This window comes from Kitasatospora sp. NPDC058048, assembly GCF_042885555.1.
In the GTDB taxonomy this organism is placed as follows: Bacteria; Actinomycetota; Actinomycetes; order Streptomycetales; family Streptomycetaceae; genus Kitasatospora; species Kitasatospora lactacystinica.
Genome location: NZ_JBHVRT010000042.1, coordinates 67104 through 85220, shown reverse-complemented (window position 1 = coordinate 85220; position 18117 = coordinate 67104). Strand labels below are relative to the sequence as shown.

Genomic DNA, 18117 nt, shown 5'->3' with positions numbered 1-18117 from the left:
TATCCGACGCGCGGTCCGGCCGTGGCGCGGAGATGCTGGGGTTCGTTCCCTGCCCGTCAGCCGGCCGACCCGACCCCACCCGTCCTGCGTCACACGACCAGGCAGGACACCGGTCACCGGTCACCCGTCGCCCGGCGTCAGCCCGAGGAGTACGCCACCGTGGCCCCTCCGATCATCACCCCCGACGGCAGCCCGGTCCAGGGCCCGCTCGGACTGCTCGCCAAGGCCGCCTGGCAGGTCCTGCTGGTCGCCGGACTCGCCTCGCTCGCCCTCGGGATCGTGGTCTTCGCCTGGCCCGAGGAGACGCTCCTGGTGGTGGGCGTGCTGTTCGGCCTCTATCTGCTGGTGATCGGCATCGTGCAGCTGATCGCCGCGTTCGGCACCCACTCCACCGCGGCACTGCGGGTGCTGGCCTTCATCAGCGGTGCGATCTGCGTCCTGCTGGGCCTGCTCTGCTTCCGCAGCGCGGCGCAGTCACTGCTGCTGCTCGCGATCTGGATCGGGATCGGCTGGCTGTTCCGCGGCATCACCCAGCTCGCCGCCGCGATCTCCGACCCGCTGATGCCCGCCCGCGGCTGGCAGGCCTTCGCGGGCGCGGCCAACACCCTGGCCGGCGTGCTGCTGATGGTGTGGCCGGTCGGGTCGATCACCGCGCTGGCCGTGCTGGCCGGCTGCTGGCTGGTGATCTTGGGCCTGGTCGAGATCGTGACGGCGATCCAGGTCCGCGGCCGGGCCAAGCAGATCCCCTCGGGGGTCTGACCTCCGTCCGGTGCCGTGAGGCCGTGTCCCGCCGGGGCACGGCCTCACGGCTGGGCGGGGGCGCGGGCGCGGCAGGGCGCGGCACGGACCGGGCCCGTCACGGGCGCGGGGTGCCACCGGTGCGGGGCGTCACGGGCGCGGGGCGTAGCCGATCCGGAAGGTGGCGGCCTCCAGCCGATCCGGGGTGAGCCGGACGTCGGTCAGCCGCTCGGCGAGCGCGAACGCGGCCTCGGTGTGCTGCGCGTAGTCCTCCGTCTCCAGATCGAAGCCACAGGCGGTCAGCAGCTCGGGGATGCCACGGGCTTCGGCGTCCGAGCCGTCCCGCTGACCGGGGAAGAGCGGCTCGAAGTGCAGCCGCCGGACGCCGTGTTCCCACCAGTGGAAGTGGTCCACGGCGTTGACGTTGCGGAAGTGCGAGACCAGCCGGGTGCCCTCGCCGAGCCGCGGGATCACCGTGTCCAGGGTGCCGAGGTAGCCGTTCGGCTCGATCGCGAGGGCCCAGCCGTCGAGTTCGGTGACCGCGACGAGCAGCCGGTCCTCGGCAGGGTCGAACAGCGCCCCGTCCCCCTCGTCCCTGCCGCCCCCTTCCTCGTCCTCCTCGTCCTCGTCGTCGTCCTCCTCATCCGCTCCGTCCTGGTAGGCGTCCCAGCGGGCCATAACCGCCGTCAGGCCGACGGCGTCGCTCGCCGGCAGGGCGTCGAAGCGGCGCAGCAGCTCGTCGGCCGCGAGGCCCTGGACCTGGGTGAGGCAGTAGGCCTCGCCCAGGTCGGGGTAACGGTCCTCGAACCAGGTGTAGTCGGTGGCGTGTGCGGTCATGACGGCGATGCTGTCAGACGCCTCGGACAGCGCTTGCCCGGGGCCGTCAGAGCCAGACCGGTTCGTCCGTCCCCCAGCGCCCCGGCGGGCGCGACCAGTCGGCGGGCGCCCCCTCGTACCCGATCGGCGGCAGGGCGTGACGCAGCCGCCCGTACGCGGAGTCGGTCTCGGCCAGCCATCGGGAGGGGTCGTACGGCTCGGGCGAGGCTCCCTGCGGGGTATCCGGTTCGATGCCGTGCAGCAGCCAGGAGGCCGTGCCGGCGAGGGAGAAGCGCAGGTGGCGGCCACCGGGGCGGCGGGTGCGCTGGTCGGTGAGGGCGCGCAGGACGGCGGCGGCGATGAGGTAGCCGGTGCCGTGGTCGAGGGCCTGGGCGGGCAGCACGCCGGGACGGCCAGCCGGGGCGGCCTCGTGCCCGGCGCCGGAGCCGGAGCCAGAGCCAGAGCCGGATGCTGAGTCCGAGGCGGAGGCGGGAGCGGGAGCGGACTCGTGGGCGGCGATGCCGACGCCCGCCTGGACCAGGCTGTCGAAGCCGCGCCGTCCGGCCCAGGGGCCGGTCCAGCCCCAGGCGCAGAGCTGGGCGAGGATCAGGTCCGGGCGGCGGGCGAACAGCGCGTCGGGGCCGAGGCCGTGGGCGTCGAGGGCGCCGGGGCGGTAGGCCGTGACGACGACGTCGGCGGTGGTGAGCAGTTCCTCGAAGACCGCACGGTCGGCCGGCACGGCGAGGTCGAGCCGGGTGGAGCGCTTGCCGAAGCCGGTGTCGGCGTGGGCGTCGTCGGCCTCCGGCAGGCGGGGCGAGTCGACGCGCAGGACGTCGGCACCGAGCAGGGCGAGGGTGCGGGTGGCGACCGGCCCGGCGATCACCCGGGTGAGGTCGAGGACCCGGACCCCGGCGGCGGGCCGGTCCACGGGGGCCTCGCCGAGCGGACGGACCGGCGCGGTCCTGGCGGCGGCACCGATGTCCTGGTGCTCCACGAGGGGGTGCACGGCCGGGCTCACCGGCGCGACGGCAACCGCGAGCGCTCCCGCCTCGTACGCACGCTCCTGGACCCGCTCGGCCGGCAGTCCGCCGAGCGTCTCGGCGAGCTGCTCGGGCCCGGCATCGGCGGCGAGGCCGAGCGCGGAGAGCAGCCGGGTGCGGTGGTGCGGGTAGTTGGCGTGGGTGCGCACCCAGCCGTCGGCGGTGCGCCAGAAGCCGGAATGCGGGGCGAAGGTGACGGGCGTACGGCCGTTGACCGTCAGGTGCCGCTCGCTGACGAAGGCGGTGGCGACCGCGCCCTGGTCGACCCGGACCGCGGGGACGGCCGGGCCCGCCGGGGCGACCGGAACCGCCGCGCCGCCGCGGTGGGCGGCGAGCTCGGCGGCGGCCAGCGAGCAGACCGCCACGGTCGCACGGGCGAGCCGGCGCACCGGCAGACCGGAGGGCAGGACGTCGTCCGGCCCGTGGAAGGTCACCCGTTCCAGCAGTTCGGGCGGTCCGCCGAGAGCCTCCCAGGCGTGGGCCGTGGGGCCGTCGACGGCACCGGAGGTTCCGGTGGGTCCCGTTGGTCCCGTGGGTCCCGTAGGTCCTGTGGGTCTGGCGGATCCCATGGTTCCAATGGGTCCGGTGGGTCCGGTGGGTCCTGCTGGCAACGGACGATCGGTCATGCCCCGCATTGTGCTCCGGTTTTCAGGCGGTCGCCGTGACGCCCGCCACCAACATCAGCAGGACCGCCGAGACCACGGTCATCCGACGGGCCGCCTGCGGGGTGCCACCGAACCGGCCGCCGAGCCGTCCACTGGCGTGCGCGACCAGCCCGTACACCACCGCGCAGGCCAGCACGTTGAGCGAGCCGAGCGCGAGCACCTGCCCACCGACCGGCAGTGCGGCGCCCGGATCGACGAACTGCGGTACCAGGGAGAGGTAGAGCAGCAGGCCCTTGGGGTTGAGCAGCGCGGTCAGCATGCTCTGGCGCAGCACCGTCGCGGTGGGCTGCGGCTTGGGCGCGGCCAGGGCGGCGGCGCCCCCGCCCTTGCGCAGCGCCAGCAGCATCATGACGGCCAGCACCAGCAGGTACGCGGCGCCGGTGAGGCGCAGCACCGGCAGGGCGGCCGGGACGGCGCGCAGCGCGGCGGCCAGGCCGGCGCTGGAGAGCAGGGTGTGGACGGCGTACCCGGCGCAGACCCCGCCGACCGCGATCAGCGCGGCACGACGTCCCTGGCCGAGGCCTCGGGCGGCGATGTAGAGCCAGTCGGGGCCCGGGGTGCAGACCAGCAGCAGGTCGACTCCGAGGAAGAGGAGGAGGGCGTGGGTGTCCATGGGCGTGGCGTGGCCTGTCGTGCTCGTCGCGGTGTGGGCCCGGCGGGTCGGCCGGGAGGTGCCCCGGCGATCGGCCGGGGTTGTTCCGGCGATCGGCCGGAGGGCCTCCCGGCGGGCGGCCGGAGTGCACCGGTGGTGGGCCGGGAAGGCCCGGCGGCCGGTGCGGTCACTGAAGGTAGCCGGACGGGGCTGGCACGCGATGGCGACTTCCCGCTGGTCGGAGCCGCCTTTTGGCAGAATGTTGCGCCATGGACCGAATCGACCGCAGAATCCTCCGCGAGCTCCAGCAGGACGGGCGCCTGACCAACACCGAGCTGGCCTCCCGGGTGGACCTCACCCCCTCCCCCTGCCTGCGCAGGGTGCGCCAACTGGAGCAGGACGGCGTGATCCGCGGCTACCGGGCGGTGCTGGACGGCGCGGCGGTCGGACGCGGATTCCAGCCCTTCGTGACGATCACCATGCGCCACGAGGACCAGGTGACGGTCGCCGAGTTCGAGCGCCGGGTGGCCGAACTGCCGGAGGTGGTGGAGGCCCACCGGCTGTTCGGCGAGCCCGACTACCTGCTGCGGATCGCCGTGGCCGACATCGCCGCGTACGAGCGCTTCATCACCGACGTGCTCTCCGGCCTGCCGGGCATCGCGCAGGTCAACTCGCACCTGACGATGAAGCAGGTGAAGGCCGACCGGGGGCTGCCGGTCGGCGGGTAGGGTGCGAACCGGGGGCCCGTACGACCGTCCGTACGGGGGCAGAGCGACGCACCGCGACATGGGGGCTGAATTGCGCGTGATCCGCCGTCTCGACCTGGGCTACATCGTCCGGCCGGCCGCCGAGGCGGGCGGCCCGGAGCCGCGCGTGGAGCCGGTGCTCGCGTACCTGGTCCGACGCCCGGAGGGGCTGCTGCTGTTCGACACCGGGATCGGTGGCGGCGAGCCGGAGACCGAGGCGCACTACCGCCCGGTCCGCCGCCCGCTGCCGGAGGCGCTCGCCGCGGCCGGGGTCGCCGTCGGCGACATCGACCTGGTGGTCAACTGCCACCTGCACTTCGACCACTGCGGCGGCAACCCGCTGTTCGCCGGCACCCCCGTCCTGGTCCAGGCGGAGGAACTGGCCACCGCCCGGCGCGGCGGGTACACCATCGACGCGCTGGTCGACTTCCCCGGCGCCGAGTACCGCGAGCTCGACGGCGAGGCCGAGGTCTGGCCGGGCGTGCGGGTGCTGCCCACGCCCGGCCACACCGGGGGCCACCAGTCACTGCTGATCGACCGCCCGGGCGGCGGCCCGGTCCTGCTGGCCGGGCAGGCGTACGACTTCGCCTCCCAGTACGGGCAGGCGATGCTCGCCCGGCGGGCGGCGCGCGAGGGCCTGGCCGCACCGCTGCCCGGGTACCTGGCCTGGCTCGACCGGATGGCCGAGCACGAGCCGCACCGCGTGCTGTTCGCGCACGACCACGCGGTCTGGGAGGCGACCGACTAGCCGGGTGCGGGAGCGCCGGCCGCTCCAGGGGGTCGGATCGATCGGAGGATTCGGGTCGACCCGAAGGTTCAGGTCGGCCTGAAGGTCCAGGCCGACCTGACGGACGGGTCGGGGCCGCCCGGGGCTCAGAAGGTGAAGCGCAGCGAGCGGACCCGGTGGTCGAAGCTGGACGGCACGAGCTGCGGCTCGCCGACCGACCGCACCTCGGGCAGGCGGGTGAACAGCTCGCGGAACAGCGCCGTCATCTCCTGCCGGGCCAGGTGCGCGCCGAGGCAGTAGTGCGGACCGCCGCCGCCGAAGCCGAGGTGGGGATTGGGCGTGCGGGTGATGTCGAAGGCGTCCGGGTCGGGGAAGACCTCCTCGTCGCGGTTGGCCGAGCCGTAGAACAGCGCGACCTTCTCGCCGGCGCGCAGCAGCGGCCCGCCGGATCCGCCCAGTTCGTGGTCGACGGCGAGGGTCCGGTTGAACTGGATGATCGGCGTGGAGTGGCGGACCATCTCGTCCACCGCGCCGCCGAGCAGCCCGTCGAGGTCGGCGAGCAGCAGGGCGCGCTGCTCGGGATGGACGGTCAGCAGGTGCAGGCCGTGGGCCAGCGCGTTGCGGGTGGTCTCGACCCCGGCGACCAGCAGCAGGCTGAAGAAGGCGCCGAGCTCGCGCCCGGTGAGCCGACGGCCGTCCACGTCGGCGGTGACCAGCGCGGAGATCAGGTCCTCCTCCGGTCGGCGGCGGCGCCGGCGACCGATCCCGGCGACGATGCCCTGCATCCGGGCGAGCGCCCGCAGCCCGCGCCCGGGCACCCGCAGGCGGCGGCGCAGCGGTCGGGCCACGCCGATGTCCTCGGAGGTGCGGTTGACCAGGTCGAGGATGGTGCGGCGCGGCCGCTCCGGGATGCCCATCATGGTGCAGATCACCTGGAACGGGAGCTCGGCGGCGACCGCGGTCACGAAGTCCTCCGGCCGCTCCCGCTCGATCCGGTCGACCAGCTCGGTGCTGATCCGCCGGACGTCCTCCTCGACCCGGTCGAGCAGCCGCGGGGTGAACGCCCGCGAGACGATCCGGCGCAGCTGGGCGTGACGGGGATCGTCCAGGTTGACCATCGAGTCGCCGAACAGCAGCCGGACCCAGCGCGCCGGGACGGGGGTGGTCACGCCGGGACCGCTGAGGAAGACGGCGGGGGTGCGGCTGGCCTCGACCACGTCGGCGTGGCGGACCAGGGCGTGGAAGCCCCGGCCGGACGCTCGGTCGCCGAAGAACACCGGGGCGGGGCGGCTGCGCAGCTCGGCGAAGGCGGCGGCGCGGTCGGGGGCCGGCAACTGCCAGAAGCGGGCGTCGGCGAGGTCTGTGGACCCGGGTGCGGCAAGGACCTCAGCTGGGGCGGGGGACTCGGCCGCGTCCGCGGAGCCGGGCGGAGTGGAGGGCTCGGCCGAGTCTGCGGGGTCGGACGCGTCGGCGGAGTCGGCGACCTCCGGCGAGTCGGTCTGCTCGGCGGGTTCGACGAGTTCGGCGGGGGCAGCGGGTTCGGCGGGGGCAGCGGCCTCGGGCTGCTCGGCGGCTTCGGCCGGTTCGGCGGCCTCGTTCTGCTCGGCGGCCTCGGCGGCCTCGGCGCTCTCGGCAGGCTCGGTCGTCCCGACGCGCTCGGCAGGTTCGGTCGTCTCGGCGGGGGCGACGGATTCAGCAGGTTCGGCGGTTGCGGCCGGCCCGGCGGCTTCGGCCCGCTCGGCGGGTTCCTCGGCGTCGGCCGGAGCCGCCTCGGTCGGCGCCGCCCCTCTCGGGGCCGTCGCCTGCTGCGGGACGGTCGGCTCCGTGGGGGCAGCGGACTCGGCACTGTCGGCAATGGGCGCCGAGGTATCCGTCGGGGTCTCCAAGGCCGGACCTCCCTGCTTCTGAACGACGTCGTCCCGATACGCACCGTACTGGGTGCTGCACATTAAGTGAGTATGGAATGGGCGCTGTCAAACCGCCCCGATGGTCGTACGAGTGATGGCTCGGTTCGGCGCGCCGGGCCGATGGGCCGGGCCGAGCGGCGGTCCGGCGGGCCGCAGGGCGAGCGACCGGGCATGGTCTCACGGCACAGAACCGGCCATGACCGGAGGGTGCGGTACGGGCCGGGCAGGGTGGGTGCGACGATGAGTGCCATCGTGATGACCGACCGGATCCGCCTGCTGCGCGCCGTGGTCTTCGCCGCGCTGTGCGTAGCGATGGCCGCCACCGCGCACGTCGCCATGGCCGGGCCCGGGGTCTCGCCGAGGGTGCTGGCCGGTGGGTTCGGGGCGGTCCTCGGGCTGACCTGGCTGCTCGCCGGAAAGCGGCGCGGACTCGGGGTGATCAGCCTCTGGATGGTCGTGGCGCAGACCGCGCTGCACCAGCTGTTCGAACAGGCCGGGGCGCTCTCCCGAGGGGGCGGCGGCCTCGGCCGACTCGCCACCACGGACTGGGCCGCCCTTCTGCTCTGCAACCCGGACCGGGCGCCCGGCGGGCTCTCCCCGGTCGAGCTGGCACGGATGGCCGGCATCGACCCGGACGTCCCGCCGCTCACCGGCAGCCTGCGGCCGACGGCGGGAACGCACCACGGGGCGCCGGGCCCGACGGCCGTGCACCCCGAGCTGTCCGGGACGACCGGGATGGCAGGCACGACCGGCATGCCCGCGGGGCCGCACGCGATGCCGGACGGAACGTTCCACGGTGACGGGTCGTACGATGCGGCGCAGGTTCTGGTCGGCGGGTCGACGCAGGGGCCGGCGCACGACATGGCGCACGGGATGTCCCACGGCATGTCGCCGGGGATGACCGCCGCCCACATGCTCGCCGCGCTGGCGTGTGCGCTCCTGCTGTGGCGCGGCGACGCGGCACTGGTCCGGCTCTTCGAGCTGCTCGGCGCGCTCGGCTCGGTGGTCGCGGGGGCCCTGCTGGTCCCGCTGCTGGCACTGTTCGCGCGCCCCTTCGGCCACCGGGCCCCGGCACCGCCCCGCTCGGTCGACGACCGGGCCCGGCCGCCCCGGGCGGTGCTGCTCACGCATGCCGTGGTCCGGCGTGGGCCGCCGGCGTTCGCCCTCGCCTGCTGACGCGCCCGCCGCACCCCTTCTCACCCCGGCCGCCTCCCGGCCATCGGGACTCTCGCGACGGGCAGGTCGCCCTGCCGTACGGCCAGGCCTTGTGCCGTCGTGCCGCCAGGGCGCGGGCCCGCGTCCGCCGCCGTGCCCCCTCAGGGCCGGCGTGCCGCGCGGCTGCCCCCGGACGCCGACGGTGCCGCGCTGCGCGGTGCCGCCCCCGCCTTCCCCTCGGGACCTTCCCATGCCTCACTTCGACGGCGCACCGGCTCCGGCCGGCGCCCCTGTCCTGCCGTTCCCGCCCCTTCGGGCGCCCTGGCCGCGCCTACCGCTCGACGGCCTGCGGACCGTTCGGAGCACGATCTCCCGGCCGGTCCTCGCCGAGTCCGGCCAGCAGCCGGGCCGACCACTCGGGCGAGGGCCCGTCGGCAGCGCCCGCCCGTACCCGAGCGCGCAGCTGTTCGGCGCGGGCCAGCCACTCCCGGCAGCCGTGGCAGCGCGCGACGTGCTTGTCCAGCCGGGCCTCCGGCAGGCCGCTCGGTTCGCCGTCGAGCCGGGCGGACAAGGCTGTCCGAAACTGCACGCATCTCATATGACCATCGTCCCGCACGGCCGTGATGCCGGGACCGGCCGGGTGGGGGGCCACCGTGGATGACGATCAGCTCACCGCGCTGGCACTGACCGCCCGCTCCGGACGGGCGGCCGACGTCGAGGCCTTCGTCCGGGCGACCCAGCGGGACGTCTGGCGCTTCGTCGCCCACCTGACCGACGTGCAGTCCGCCGACGACCTCGCCCAGGAGACCTTCCTGCGCGCCCTGCGCGGCCTGCCCGCGTTCGCGGGGCGCTCCTCGGCCCGGACCTGGCTGCTGTCGATCGCCCGGCGCGCGGTGATCGACCGGTACCGGATGGCCGCCGCCCGGCCGCGCTGCGCGGCACTGCCGGACTGGCAGGAGGCGGCGGAGCGGCAGGGTGGCACACCGACGGCCGGGTTCGAGGACGGCATCGCGCTCGGCGACCTGCTCGACCGGGTGCCCGCCCAGCGGCGGGAGGCCTTCGTGCTGACACAGGTCGTCGGCCTGAGCTATGCCGAGGCGGCCGAGGTCGCCGGCTGCCCCGTCGGAACGGTCCGCTCCCGGGTCGCCCGCGCCCGGGAGGAACTGGTGGCCCGCCTGCGCGCCGCCGAGGCCGGGGAACTCGCGACCGCCTGCTGAGCGGCGGGAGGACGACGGGCCGTCGGCGGGCGGGCGAGCGAGCGGCGAACGATCGACGGCCGACGGCGAACAACCGACAGCGGACAGATATCAGCGGACAGATGACAGATTTCGAAATCTGTCATCTGTTCGCTGAAAGTTGTCACCCGCCACCGCCCTGCGCCGCACCCGCACCCGCACCCGCACCCGCACCCGCACAAGAAATCCCCCAGGTGTTCGGAACCGGAGCCCCTGCGCCACCGACTGCTGTACCGGACCCCGCCGCCGAGGCGGTGTCCGGTCCGGCAGCACGGGAGACGGAGGGACTTCATGACAGTGCAACCACCCCCGACCACCCAAAATCTGACGAACCATCAACGCGAGCCGGTGGACCGCTGGAGCCTGGTGGTGGCCGCCGGCCTGCTGTCCTTCGTCGCGATGCTCGACATGAACGTGGTCAACCTCGCACTCACCGACATCGCGGCCGGCCTGCACGTCTCCCCCGGGGTCGCCCAGTGGGCCGCCCTGGGGTACCAACTCCCGCTCGTCGCACTACTGTTGCCCGCCGGGCGATGGCTGGACCAGGTCGGCACCCGCTCGGCCCTGCTGCTCGCCGTCGGCTGCTTCGCCCTGTGCAGCGTGCTGGCGGCCTGTGCCCCGTGGGCCGGGTGGCTGATCGCGGCGCGGCTGTTCCAGGGCGCCTTCGGAGCCGTGCTCTTCGTCCTGATGCCGGTGCTCGCCGCCACCTCCGTCCGGCCCGAGCTGCGCGGCCGGGCGATGAGCGTGCCCGCGACGCTCGGTCCGCTCGGCGCCGTCACCGGGCCGGTGCTCGGCGGGCTGCTGCTCGACCACCTGGGCTGGCGGGCGATCTTCCTCGTCAAGCTGCCGGTCTGCCTGGCCGCCGTCCTGATCGTGCGGCGCCACGCCCCGCGCCGCGGCGGGCTGCGGCCGCCCGACCGGTCCTCGCTCGGCGACGCCGCGCTGATCGGCGCCGCCGTGGCCGCCATCCTGCTCGGACTCACCCTGGCCCCGCGAACGCCGCTGTGGCTGCTGCTCGCCCTGCCCGCCGTACCGCTGGTGCTGCTCTGGCTGCGCCGCCCGGGCGGCCGGCCGGTGGCCGAGGTACTTCGGGCCGCCGGGACCGCCGGGGCCAACGCCTCGGTACTGGCCCTCGCCGCCGGATTCGCGGCCTGCCACTACCTGCTCGCCCAGCACCTGCGCGGCCCCCTGGGCGAGAGCGCCACCGCCACCGCACTCACCATGCTGGCGTTCCCGCTCGGCATGGTGCTGGCCGGCCGGGTCGGCGGCCGGCTGGCCGACCGCTGGGGCGCCCGCCCGACCGCGCTCACCGGTGCCGCCGTCACCGCCCTCGGCCTGGCCCTGCTCGCCCCGCTGGACCCGAGCTGGTCCGCCCTCGACATCGCCGCGCGACTCGCCCTCGCCGGCGCCGGGATGGGCCTCAACGGCGGCCCCACCCAGGCCCTGGTGATGTCCGCCTCCCCGCCCGGGAAGCTCGCCACCGCCGGCTCCGCCGTCCAACTCGCCCGCAGCCTCGGCTTCGCGCTCGGCCCGGCCCTCGGCACCGCCGCCGCTCTCGCCGCACCCCACGACACCACCGGGACGCGCGCCGGGATCGCCCTGGCCGCCCTGGTCGCGGCCACAGCCGTCGCCCTGCTCGCCCTGCACCGCCGACCCGAGGCCTGAGCACCCCGCACCGCCCGCACCGCCCCGCATCCGCCCCGCCCCGCATCCACCCCCGCTCCGGCCCACACCCACAACACGCCACAACACACCGCATCGCCCCGCATCGAAGGACCCCCCAGATGACCGACACGAGCCCCGACTCGATCACCGACACGGCCACCGCCCCGGCCGCCGACGACGAAACCCCGCGCTGCCCGTACGGGTACGACCGGCTCCCCTCCCCAGTCCCGCTGTACGGCCCGGCGTACAAGCGCGACCCGTACCCGCTCTACCGGCGGATGCGCGAGGCCGGGCCGGTGCACCGGGTGGAGTTCCCGAGCGGCATCCACGCCTGGCTGGTCACCGGCCACCGGGCCGCCCACGCCGCCCTCAACGACCCCCGCCTGGGCAAGAACCACAGCCTGGGCAACGACAATTGGCGCCGCCTCGCGTCGATCATGCCCGAGCCGCAGCACTCGCAGCTCCAGGTCCATCTGCTCCACCAGGACCCGCCCAAGCACACCTCGATGCGCCGGCTCGTGCTCGACGCCTTCGCCCCGCGCCGGGTGGAGTCGCTTCGACCCCGGTTCCAGGAGCTGGCCGACGCGCTGGTGGACGAACTGCCGCAGTCCGGCGGCGCGGACCTGGTGGCGGGCTTCGCGGCCCACTACCCCTTTCGGGTGCTCTCCGAAGTCATCGGCCTGCCGCCCGAGTTGGCCGAGCGCTTCGACCGGGACTGGGGCAAGGTGGTCCAGCCGGTCGGCCCGCAGGACCCCGGCCGACCGGCGTACGAGGCACGGCTGCGCGGCCTCCAGACGTACATCGCCGATGTCGTCGCCCGCAAGCGCGTCGACTGCCTGGAGCCCGGCTGGGTGGCCCGGGAGGACCTGCTGGGCCGGCTCGTCCACGCCCATGACGCGGGCGAGTTGAGCCGCGCGGAGCTCGACTCGATGGTCTTCCAGCTGCTGGTCGCCGGACAGGAGCCGGTCACCAACCAGATCACCACCATGCTGGTCACCCTGCTGCGCCACCCCGAGCAGCTCGCCTGGCTGCGCGAGGGCGTCGACGAGCCCGGCCGACTCGCCCGGGCGGTGGAGGAACTGCTGCGCCACGACGCCGCGTTCGAGCTCACCACCTGGCGGTTCTTCGCCGAGGACAGCGACCTGTTCGGCACCGTCGTCCCGGCCGGCGACTCGGTGATCGTCTCGCTCTGCGCCGCCAACCGCGACGACGAGCAGTTCCGCGATCCCGACCGCCTCGACCTGGACCGCACCCCCAACGCCCACCTGGCCTTCGGCCACGGCATCCACTACTGCCCCGGCGCCGCACTCGCCCGGGCCGAGCTCCAGGTCGCCCTCGCCACTCTGCTCACCCGGCTGCCCGGCCTGCGCCCGGCCGAGGCGCCCGGCGACGGTCTGGCGGACCTGGCCTGGGTCCCTGCCGTCCTGGCGCGCGGAGTGAACCGGCTGCCGGTCGCCTACGACCGGCGCCGCTGACCCCAGGGCGCCTCGCACCCCCGGGACACATCGAACCCCCGCTCACGCGCCCCCGCTCACACACCCCGGCTCCGACCGCCCGGAGCCCGACACCTGACGCCCGAAGCCGCACCGCACCACCTTCCGTGGAGGACCCCCATGCCGCCCGTCGGCACCGCCCCTGCCGCCATCACCCCTGCCACCGCCGTCACCATCGCCGTCACCACCGCCACCGACCCCGCGGACCGCCCCGCGGCCGAGCGGCTCGCCGCCCGCGTCCTCGGTCTGCTGCTGCCGCACCGTCGGGCCGCGGACCCGGAGTTCGATGCCCGCCCGGAGCACTTCCCGCTCCAGCTGGCCCAGTTGGCGGACTTCATCACCGCCGGCGAACCGATCGTCCTGACCCTGCCCGGCTTCCCCTGCAAGTCGCCGAACCCCGCGAAGGTGCTCGGCCACCTGCCGGACGAGGGCGAACGGCTGTCGCTGACCTTCCTCGACGGGCTGTGCGCCGAGATCGGCCGCCTGTACGCACCCGGCGCCCGGATCCTGATCTGCTCGGACGGGCACATCTTCGGCGACCTGATCAACGTCCCGGACGACCACATAGACGCGTACTCGGACGCCCTGACCGCCATGATCGCCCGCGAGGGCCTGACCCGCCTCGACACCTTCGACCTGCGGGCCGTCCTAGGCGACCTCCCGTACGACGAGAAGCGCGCCAGGGTGCACGCCCGGTACGCGCCGAGCGTCGAGGAGTTGCGCGAACAGGTGCTGACCGAGGAGGAGACCCTACGGCTCTACCGGGGCATCACCCGCTTCCTCACCGAGGACACCGTCGGCTTCACCGGCACCCGCTCCGCCCTCCAGCGGGAGTGCCGCCGCCGCGCCTACGGCGTGATCCAGCGCAGCCGCGCCTGGGGCGAGTTGATCGCCGAGCACCACCCGCGCGCCGTCCGGCTCTCCATCCACCCGCAGCCGGCCGGGGCGTCCAAGTTCGGCATCCGGCTGCTGGCGGCGGCCGACGCCTGGATCACGCCCTGGCACTCCGCGGTGCTCCACCGCACCGGCGGCGAGCGCGAGTTGCTGCGCAACGCGGAGGCCGCGCGGCTCGGCCGGCTGGTCCTGCGGGACGGTCGGCCGAGCCACTACGAGTGCCACTAGCAGGAGCGCCGGTACGGGCTACCGCCCCGGCACGGCCGCCTGCGCCGCTGCCGGGGACCGGTGGTCGAAGGCGATCAACGGATCGCCGGTGAGGGGGTGTTCGACCACCGCCGCCCGTACGCCGAAGACCTCGGCCAGCAGCTCGGCGGTCAGCACCTCGCGCGGTGCCCCGGAGGCCACCAGGGCACCGCCGTGCAGGACGTGCAGCCGGTCGCAGACCGAGGCGGCGGCGTTGAGGTCGTGCAGGGCGACCAGGGTGGTGCGGCGCTGCTCCCTGAGCAGGGCGAGCAGTTCCACCTGATGCCGGACGTCCAGGTGGTTGGTCGGCTCGTCCAGCACCAGGACGTCCGGCTGCTGGGCGAGCGCCCGGGCCAGCAGCACCCGTTGCCGTTCACCGCCGGAGAGCTGGGCGAACCGGCGGTCGACGGCCTCGGCCATGCCGACCCTGGTCAGTGCCTCGGAGGTGATCCGGTGGTCCTCGGCGTCGTCGGCCGCGAAGGCCCGCTTGTACGGGGTGCGGCCCATCGCGACCACCTCGCGGACGCTCAACTCGAAGTCCCCGCCGCGCTCCTGGGGCAGTGCCCCGATGTGCCGGGCGGACTGCGCGGGCCGCAGCTCCGCGAGGTCCCGCCCGGCCAGCAGCACCCGGCCGGCGCTGGGCCGCAGGTGCCGGTAGACGGTGCGCAGCAGGCTGGACTTGCCACTGCCGTTGGGTCCGACCAGTCCGGCGATCTCCCCCTCCTCGGCGATCAGGTTGGCCCCGGCCAGCACCGTCCGGCCGGCCAGGGCGACGCTCAGGTCCTCGACGGCGATCCTCAACTGCGCTCCAGTCGTCGGTCCAGCAGGTAGAGCAGGGTGGGGGCGCCGAGGACGGCGGTGACCACGCCGATCGGCAGTTCCTGGCCGTCCAGGGCGGTGCGGGCCACCGTGTCGACGACGACCAGCAGCAGCGCCCCGGTGAGCGCGGACAGCGGCAGCAGCCGCCGGTGGTCGCCGCCGACCAGCAGCCGGCACACGTGCGGCACCATCAGCCCGACGAAGCCGATCGCCCCGGAGACGGCGACCAGCACCCCGGTGAGCACACTGGTGACCACGAAGACCTCGCGGCGCAGCCGGGTGACGTCCACGCCGAGCCCGGCAGCCGTCTCGTCGCCCATCAGCATCGCGTTGAGCCCCCGGGCGCGGGCCTGGAGCAAAGCCAGTCCGAGCGCCACGGCGACGGCGGGGACGGCGAGTTGGGCCCAGACGGCGCCGCCGAGGCTGCCCATCAGCCAGAACAGCACGCCCCTGGTCTGCTGCTCGTCGCGGGTCTGCAGGACCAGGTAGCTGGTGATGCCGCCGAGGAACTGGGCGATGCCGATGCCCGCGAGGACCAGCCGCAGCGGCGAGAAGCCGCCGCCGCGCCGGGCCATCAGCCAGACCAGCGAGAACGCGGCGAGCGCGCCGGCGAACGCCGCCAGGGAGACGGTGAGGCCGAGCGCGCTGCCGAAGGAGAGCTGGAGCCCGAGGGTGGTGCCGAGGACGATGGCGGCGACCGCGCCCAGCGAGGCACCGGAGGAGATGCCGAGCAGGTAGGGGTCGGCGAGCGGGTTGCGGACCAGGGCCTGCACGGCGGTGCCGACCAGGCCTAGTCCGGCGCCCACCACGGCCGCCAACAGGGCGCGCGGGACTCGCAGTTGCCAGACGATGAGGTCGCGGGTGCCGGGTTCGGGGGCCCCGCCGGTGAGCCGGCGGGCGACCACCGACCAGACCTCGCCGGGCGGGACGTCCACCGAGCCGAGCGAGACGGCGACGGTCAGAGCGAGCACCAGGGCGACGGCGAGGGCGGCGGCCAGCGGCCCGGCCCGCAGGGTGCGGGCCGGGCGGGCTTCGCCGCGCTCGTTGCGAGCGATGGCCGACGTCACCGGCTACTGCCCGCTCTTGACGGGGTCGGGGCTCTTGACGAGGTCCGGGTGGACGGTGGCGGCGATCTGCCGGACGGCCTCGGCGTTGCGCACCCCCGCGATGGTGGTCACCTCGGAGCCGAGCCGGACGAAGTGGCCCTCCTGGACGGCCTTCAGGCCCTGGGTCGCGGGGAAGCCCTTCAGGAAGGCCTCGGCCTCGTCGAAGGCCTTGCGGGTGGCCTCTTCGCTGCCCCGGTTGCGCACGGCCAGCTGGATCCAGTCGGGGTTCTTGGCGACCACGTCCTCCCAGGAGCCGGGCTTGAAGTCGGCGTCGCAGTCGGCGAACACGTTGCGCGCCCCGGCCTGGGTGATCACGGCGTTGGCGACCTGCCGGCCGCAGACCGCCACCGGCTGCTTGGTGCCGGCGTCGAAGTCGAAGACGAAATAGCTCGGCCGCTGCCCCTCCGGCACGGCGGCGAGCGCGGTGCGGACCTCGCCGAGCTGCTTCTCCATCCCGGCGACCAGTTCCTCCGCCCGCGCGGCGGTGCCGGTGACGGCGCCCAGCCGGCGGACGTCCTCCTCGATCCCGGCGAGGTCGGTGCGCGGCACCTTGGCGGCCTTCGGCGTCCCGGCGCAGGCCGTGGAGAGCAGGTACACGTGCTGGATGCCGGCCGCCGCGTACTCCTCCTCGCTCGGCCCGGTGGCGCCGCCGCCCATCATCGGCATCGCGCCGAAGGTGTCCACGTAGAGGTCGGCGCCGGAGCCGAGCAGCTTCTCCTTGGGTATGCCCTTGTCCCCGAGCACCGGCACCTTGGCGCCCTGCTCGGCGACGGCGGCGGGCAGGGTGCCCTTGCCGGGCGGGAAGCCGGTGCCGATCACCCGCTCGCCCGCGCCGAGTTGGAGCATCAGCTCCAGGCCGGCGGCATTGCTGGTGACGATCCTGGAGGGCGCCTTGGCGATGCTGGTCTCCTTGCCCGCGCAGTCGGCGACCTTGACGGGGAAGCCACCGCCCGGGTCGTCCCGGACGGTGACGGAGGCGCTCGGCCCGCCCCCGGTCCCGCTTCCGCAGGCCGTGGCGAACAGGGCGACGGCGGCTGCGATTCCGCAGGCGACGCGAGGGCGCATGACAACTCTCTCCTGGTCGGTGACCGTGCTCGGTGACGGTGCTGGTGACCGCGTTGGTGACCGTGCTCGGTGCTTGTCGTGGGTGGGTCGTGGCTGGTCGTGCCGAAGGCCCGTACTGCGGACCCGGACCAGGTAGTCGGGCGGTCGGGCCGATGGGTTCCCCGCGATTCGCGCCCGGTCGTCGTCGGCGCCCCCTCGCCCCGGAGCCGGACGTAGGCTGGCCGGATGGCTGCCCCCACCGTCCCGCGCGACGATCTCGACCTCCCCGTCCGGCTCGGGCCGCGTCCGCCCCGCCGGGTGGTCTCGCTGGTGCCCTCGCTGACCGAGGCGGTCGCCGCCACCGCGCCCGGGCTGCTGGTCGGCGCCACCGACTGGTGCAGCCACCCCGCCGACCTGTCCGTCACCAGGATCGGCGGCACCAAGAACCCGGACGTCCCACGCATCCTCGCGCTCACGCCGGACCTCGTCCTCGCCAACGACGAGGAGAACCGGCGCCCCGACCTGGACGCGCTGCGGGCGGCCGGCGTCCCGGTCTGGGTCACCGACATCCGCACCCTGGACGACGCCCTCCGCTCCCTGCACCGGCTGCTGACCACCGCCTGCGGACTGCCCCGGCCGCTCTGGCTGGACGAGGCGGAGGCGGCCTGGGCCCCGGTCGGGAGCGGCGGCACTCCCGCGCTGGGCGACGGCCCGCGGACCGTCGTGCCGATCTGGCGCCGCCCGTGGATGGTCCTCGGCCGCGACACCTTCGCCGGGGACCTGCTGCGCCGCCTGGGCCTGCGGCTCGTCCACGCCGACCACCCCGAGCGCTACCCGGCCGTTCCACTGCCCGAACTGCTCGCCTGCCGACCCGAGTTGGTGGTCCTGCCGGACGAGCCGTACCGCTTCACCGCCGAGGACGGCCCGGAGGCGTTCCCGGGCACGCCGGCGGCGCTGGTCAGCGGACGGCACCTGACCTGGTACGGCCCCTCGCTGGTGACCGCCCCCGCCGTGCTGCGACGGGCCCTCGACCACCCGTACGGTCCGGGTGGCGGAACGGGCGCCTCGTAGGGCGACCGCCACTCACCGACGGCCACCGATGACACGGGGGGTACGAAGGTTGAGCGAGGGCGGGAGGGAAAGCACCGACTGAGGGCAAGTGCCCCGGAACGTGACAGGGCCCGGGACGCGTGTTCGCGTCCCGGGCCCTGTACCCTACGGCCTTGCGG

At 74.9% G+C, this 18117-nt stretch carries 17 protein-coding genes; 9 read left to right on the top strand and 8 right to left on the bottom strand.

Translation table 11 applies throughout. The annotated features are described in order from the left end of the window. The first annotated feature begins 159 nt into the window (after nucleotides 1–159). Nucleotides 160–759 carry an HdeD family acid-resistance protein gene (locus ACFVVA_RS33550; RefSeq protein WP_359900400.1) on the top strand — a complete coding sequence of 200 codons (600 nt, stop codon included), beginning with the start codon at nucleotides 160–162 and terminating at the stop codon, nucleotides 757–759. A 129-nt stretch (nucleotides 760–888) separates the two neighbouring features. Here the strand turns inward: ACFVVA_RS33550 and ACFVVA_RS33545 are convergent, their stop codons facing one another. The 3 genes from ACFVVA_RS33545 to ACFVVA_RS33535 all read right to left on the bottom strand — a co-directional run bounded on the left by ACFVVA_RS33545 (nucleotide 889) and on the right by ACFVVA_RS33535 (nucleotide 3872). After that, on the bottom strand, nucleotides 889–1575 hold the full coding sequence (locus tag ACFVVA_RS33545) for a DUF6461 domain-containing protein (RefSeq protein ID WP_387694511.1): 687 nt from the start codon (nucleotides 1573–1575) through the stop codon (nucleotides 889–891). A 46-nt stretch (nucleotides 1576–1621) separates the two neighbouring features. Beyond that, nucleotides 1622–3163 carry a CoA transferase gene (locus ACFVVA_RS33540; protein ID WP_387694510.1) on the bottom strand — a complete coding sequence of 514 codons (1542 nt, stop codon included), beginning with the start codon at nucleotides 3161–3163 and terminating at the stop codon, nucleotides 1622–1624. Between the two features lie 79 nt (nucleotides 3164–3242). After that, nucleotides 3243–3872, bottom strand: coding sequence for a LysE family translocator (locus tag ACFVVA_RS33535; RefSeq protein ID WP_359900394.1), 630 nt, complete (start codon nucleotides 3870–3872; stop codon nucleotides 3243–3245). Between the two features lie 248 nt (nucleotides 3873–4120). On the opposite strand from ACFVVA_RS33535, the gene ACFVVA_RS33530 reads away from it, so the two are divergent. Continuing rightward, nucleotides 4121–4579 (top strand): Lrp/AsnC family transcriptional regulator, encoded by a 459-nt coding sequence (locus ACFVVA_RS33530; RefSeq protein ID WP_316524654.1) that lies wholly within the window; start codon nucleotides 4121–4123, stop codon nucleotides 4577–4579. Between the two features lie 58 nt (nucleotides 4580–4637). Further along, nucleotides 4638–5345 carry an N-acyl homoserine lactonase family protein gene (locus ACFVVA_RS33525; RefSeq protein ID WP_387694509.1) on the top strand — a complete coding sequence of 236 codons (708 nt, stop codon included), beginning with the start codon at nucleotides 4638–4640 and terminating at the stop codon, nucleotides 5343–5345. 125 nt (nucleotides 5346–5470) lie between these two features. Here ACFVVA_RS33525 and ACFVVA_RS33520 read toward each other — a convergent pair whose 3' ends face one another. Continuing rightward, nucleotides 5471–6658, bottom strand: a complete 1188-nt coding sequence (locus ACFVVA_RS33520) for a cytochrome P450 (protein WP_387694523.1) — start codon at nucleotides 6656–6658, stop codon at nucleotides 5471–5473. 813 nt (nucleotides 6659–7471) lie between these two features. On the opposite strand from ACFVVA_RS33520, the gene ACFVVA_RS33515 reads away from it, so the two are divergent. Continuing rightward, complete coding sequence (locus ACFVVA_RS33515) at nucleotides 7472–8407, top strand: hypothetical protein (protein WP_387694508.1); 936 nt, start codon at nucleotides 7472–7474, stop codon at nucleotides 8405–8407. Nucleotides 8408–8717: 310 nt separating this feature from the next. Here the strand turns inward: ACFVVA_RS33515 and ACFVVA_RS33510 are convergent, their stop codons facing one another. Continuing rightward, complete coding sequence (locus ACFVVA_RS33510; RefSeq protein WP_387694507.1) at nucleotides 8718–8984, bottom strand: zf-HC2 domain-containing protein; 267 nt, start codon at nucleotides 8982–8984, stop codon at nucleotides 8718–8720. A gap of 55 nt (nucleotides 8985–9039) precedes the next feature. On the opposite strand from ACFVVA_RS33510, the gene ACFVVA_RS33505 reads away from it, so the two are divergent. From ACFVVA_RS33505 to ACFVVA_RS33490, 4 genes are all read left to right on the top strand, one after another. Next, nucleotides 9040–9603 (top strand): sigma-70 family RNA polymerase sigma factor, encoded by a 564-nt coding sequence (locus ACFVVA_RS33505; protein ID WP_387694506.1) that lies wholly within the window; start codon nucleotides 9040–9042, stop codon nucleotides 9601–9603. 366 nt (nucleotides 9604–9969) lie between these two features. Next, complete coding sequence (locus tag ACFVVA_RS33500) at nucleotides 9970–11286, top strand: MFS transporter (protein ID WP_387694505.1); 1317 nt, start codon at nucleotides 9970–9972, stop codon at nucleotides 11284–11286. A 119-nt stretch (nucleotides 11287–11405) separates the two neighbouring features. After that, nucleotides 11406–12761: a cytochrome P450 gene (locus ACFVVA_RS33495; RefSeq protein ID WP_387694504.1), complete on the top strand. Its 1356-nt coding sequence runs from the start codon at nucleotides 11406–11408 to the stop codon at nucleotides 12759–12761. 138 nt (nucleotides 12762–12899) lie between these two features. After that, nucleotides 12900–13901 carry an L-tyrosine/L-tryptophan isonitrile synthase family protein gene (locus tag ACFVVA_RS33490; RefSeq protein ID WP_387694503.1) on the top strand — a complete coding sequence of 334 codons (1002 nt, stop codon included), beginning with the start codon at nucleotides 12900–12902 and terminating at the stop codon, nucleotides 13899–13901. A gap of 18 nt (nucleotides 13902–13919) precedes the next feature. On the opposite strand, the gene ACFVVA_RS33485 is transcribed toward ACFVVA_RS33490, so the two are convergent. The 3 genes from ACFVVA_RS33485 to ACFVVA_RS33475 are packed head-to-tail and all read right to left on the bottom strand — an operon-like array spanning nucleotide 13920 to nucleotide 16909. Beyond that, nucleotides 13920–14720 carry an ABC transporter ATP-binding protein gene (locus ACFVVA_RS33485; protein WP_387694502.1) on the bottom strand — a complete coding sequence of 267 codons (801 nt, stop codon included), beginning with the start codon at nucleotides 14718–14720 and terminating at the stop codon, nucleotides 13920–13922. After that, on the bottom strand, nucleotides 14717–15805 hold the full coding sequence (locus ACFVVA_RS33480; protein ID WP_387694501.1) for a FecCD family ABC transporter permease: 1089 nt from the start codon (nucleotides 15803–15805) through the stop codon (nucleotides 14717–14719). Before ACFVVA_RS33480 ends, ACFVVA_RS33485 begins: the two co-directional genes overlap by 4 nt. A 3-nt stretch (nucleotides 15806–15808) precedes the next feature. Further along, nucleotides 15809–16909, bottom strand: a complete 1101-nt coding sequence (locus ACFVVA_RS33475) for an ABC transporter substrate-binding protein (RefSeq protein ID WP_387694500.1) — start codon at nucleotides 16907–16909, stop codon at nucleotides 15809–15811. A 225-nt stretch (nucleotides 16910–17134) separates the two neighbouring features. Here ACFVVA_RS33475 and ACFVVA_RS33470 point away from each other — a divergent pair, with 225 nt between their 5' ends. Beyond that, complete coding sequence (locus ACFVVA_RS33470; RefSeq protein WP_387694499.1) at nucleotides 17135–17959, top strand: helical backbone metal receptor; 825 nt, start codon at nucleotides 17135–17137, stop codon at nucleotides 17957–17959. Nucleotides 17960–18117: the final 158 nt, after the last annotated feature.

Bases quoted from the DNA above. Each gene is read 5' to 3' on its own strand.
- ACFVVA_RS33540 (WP_387694510.1), bottom strand. From the start codon at position 3,163: ATGGGATCCGCCAGACCCACAGGACCTACGGGACCCACGGGACCAACG.
- ACFVVA_RS33515 (WP_387694508.1), top strand. From the start codon at position 7,472: ATGAGTGCCATCGTGATGACCGACCGGATCCGCCTGCTGCGCGCCGTG.
- ACFVVA_RS33475 (WP_387694500.1), bottom strand. From the start codon at position 16,909: ATGCGCCCTCGCGTCGCCTGCGGAATCGCAGCCGCCGTCGCCCTGTTC.
- ACFVVA_RS33545 (WP_387694511.1), bottom strand. From the start codon at position 1,575: ATGACCGCACACGCCACCGACTACACCTGGTTCGAGGACCGTTACCCC.
- ACFVVA_RS33490 (WP_387694503.1), top strand. From the start codon at position 12,900: ATGCCGCCCGTCGGCACCGCCCCTGCCGCCATCACCCCTGCCACCGCC.
- ACFVVA_RS33470 (WP_387694499.1), top strand. From the start codon at position 17,135: ATGGCTGCCCCCACCGTCCCGCGCGACGATCTCGACCTCCCCGTCCGG.
- ACFVVA_RS33530 (WP_316524654.1), top strand. From the start codon at position 4,121: ATGGACCGAATCGACCGCAGAATCCTCCGCGAGCTCCAGCAGGACGGG.
- ACFVVA_RS33535 (WP_359900394.1), bottom strand. From the start codon at position 3,872: ATGGACACCCACGCCCTCCTCCTCTTCCTCGGAGTCGACCTGCTGCTG.
- ACFVVA_RS33525 (WP_387694509.1), top strand. From the start codon at position 4,638: ATGGGGGCTGAATTGCGCGTGATCCGCCGTCTCGACCTGGGCTACATC.
- ACFVVA_RS33495 (WP_387694504.1), top strand. From the start codon at position 11,406: ATGACCGACACGAGCCCCGACTCGATCACCGACACGGCCACCGCCCCG.
- ACFVVA_RS33510 (WP_387694507.1), bottom strand. From the start codon at position 8,984: ATGAGATGCGTGCAGTTTCGGACAGCCTTGTCCGCCCGGCTCGACGGC.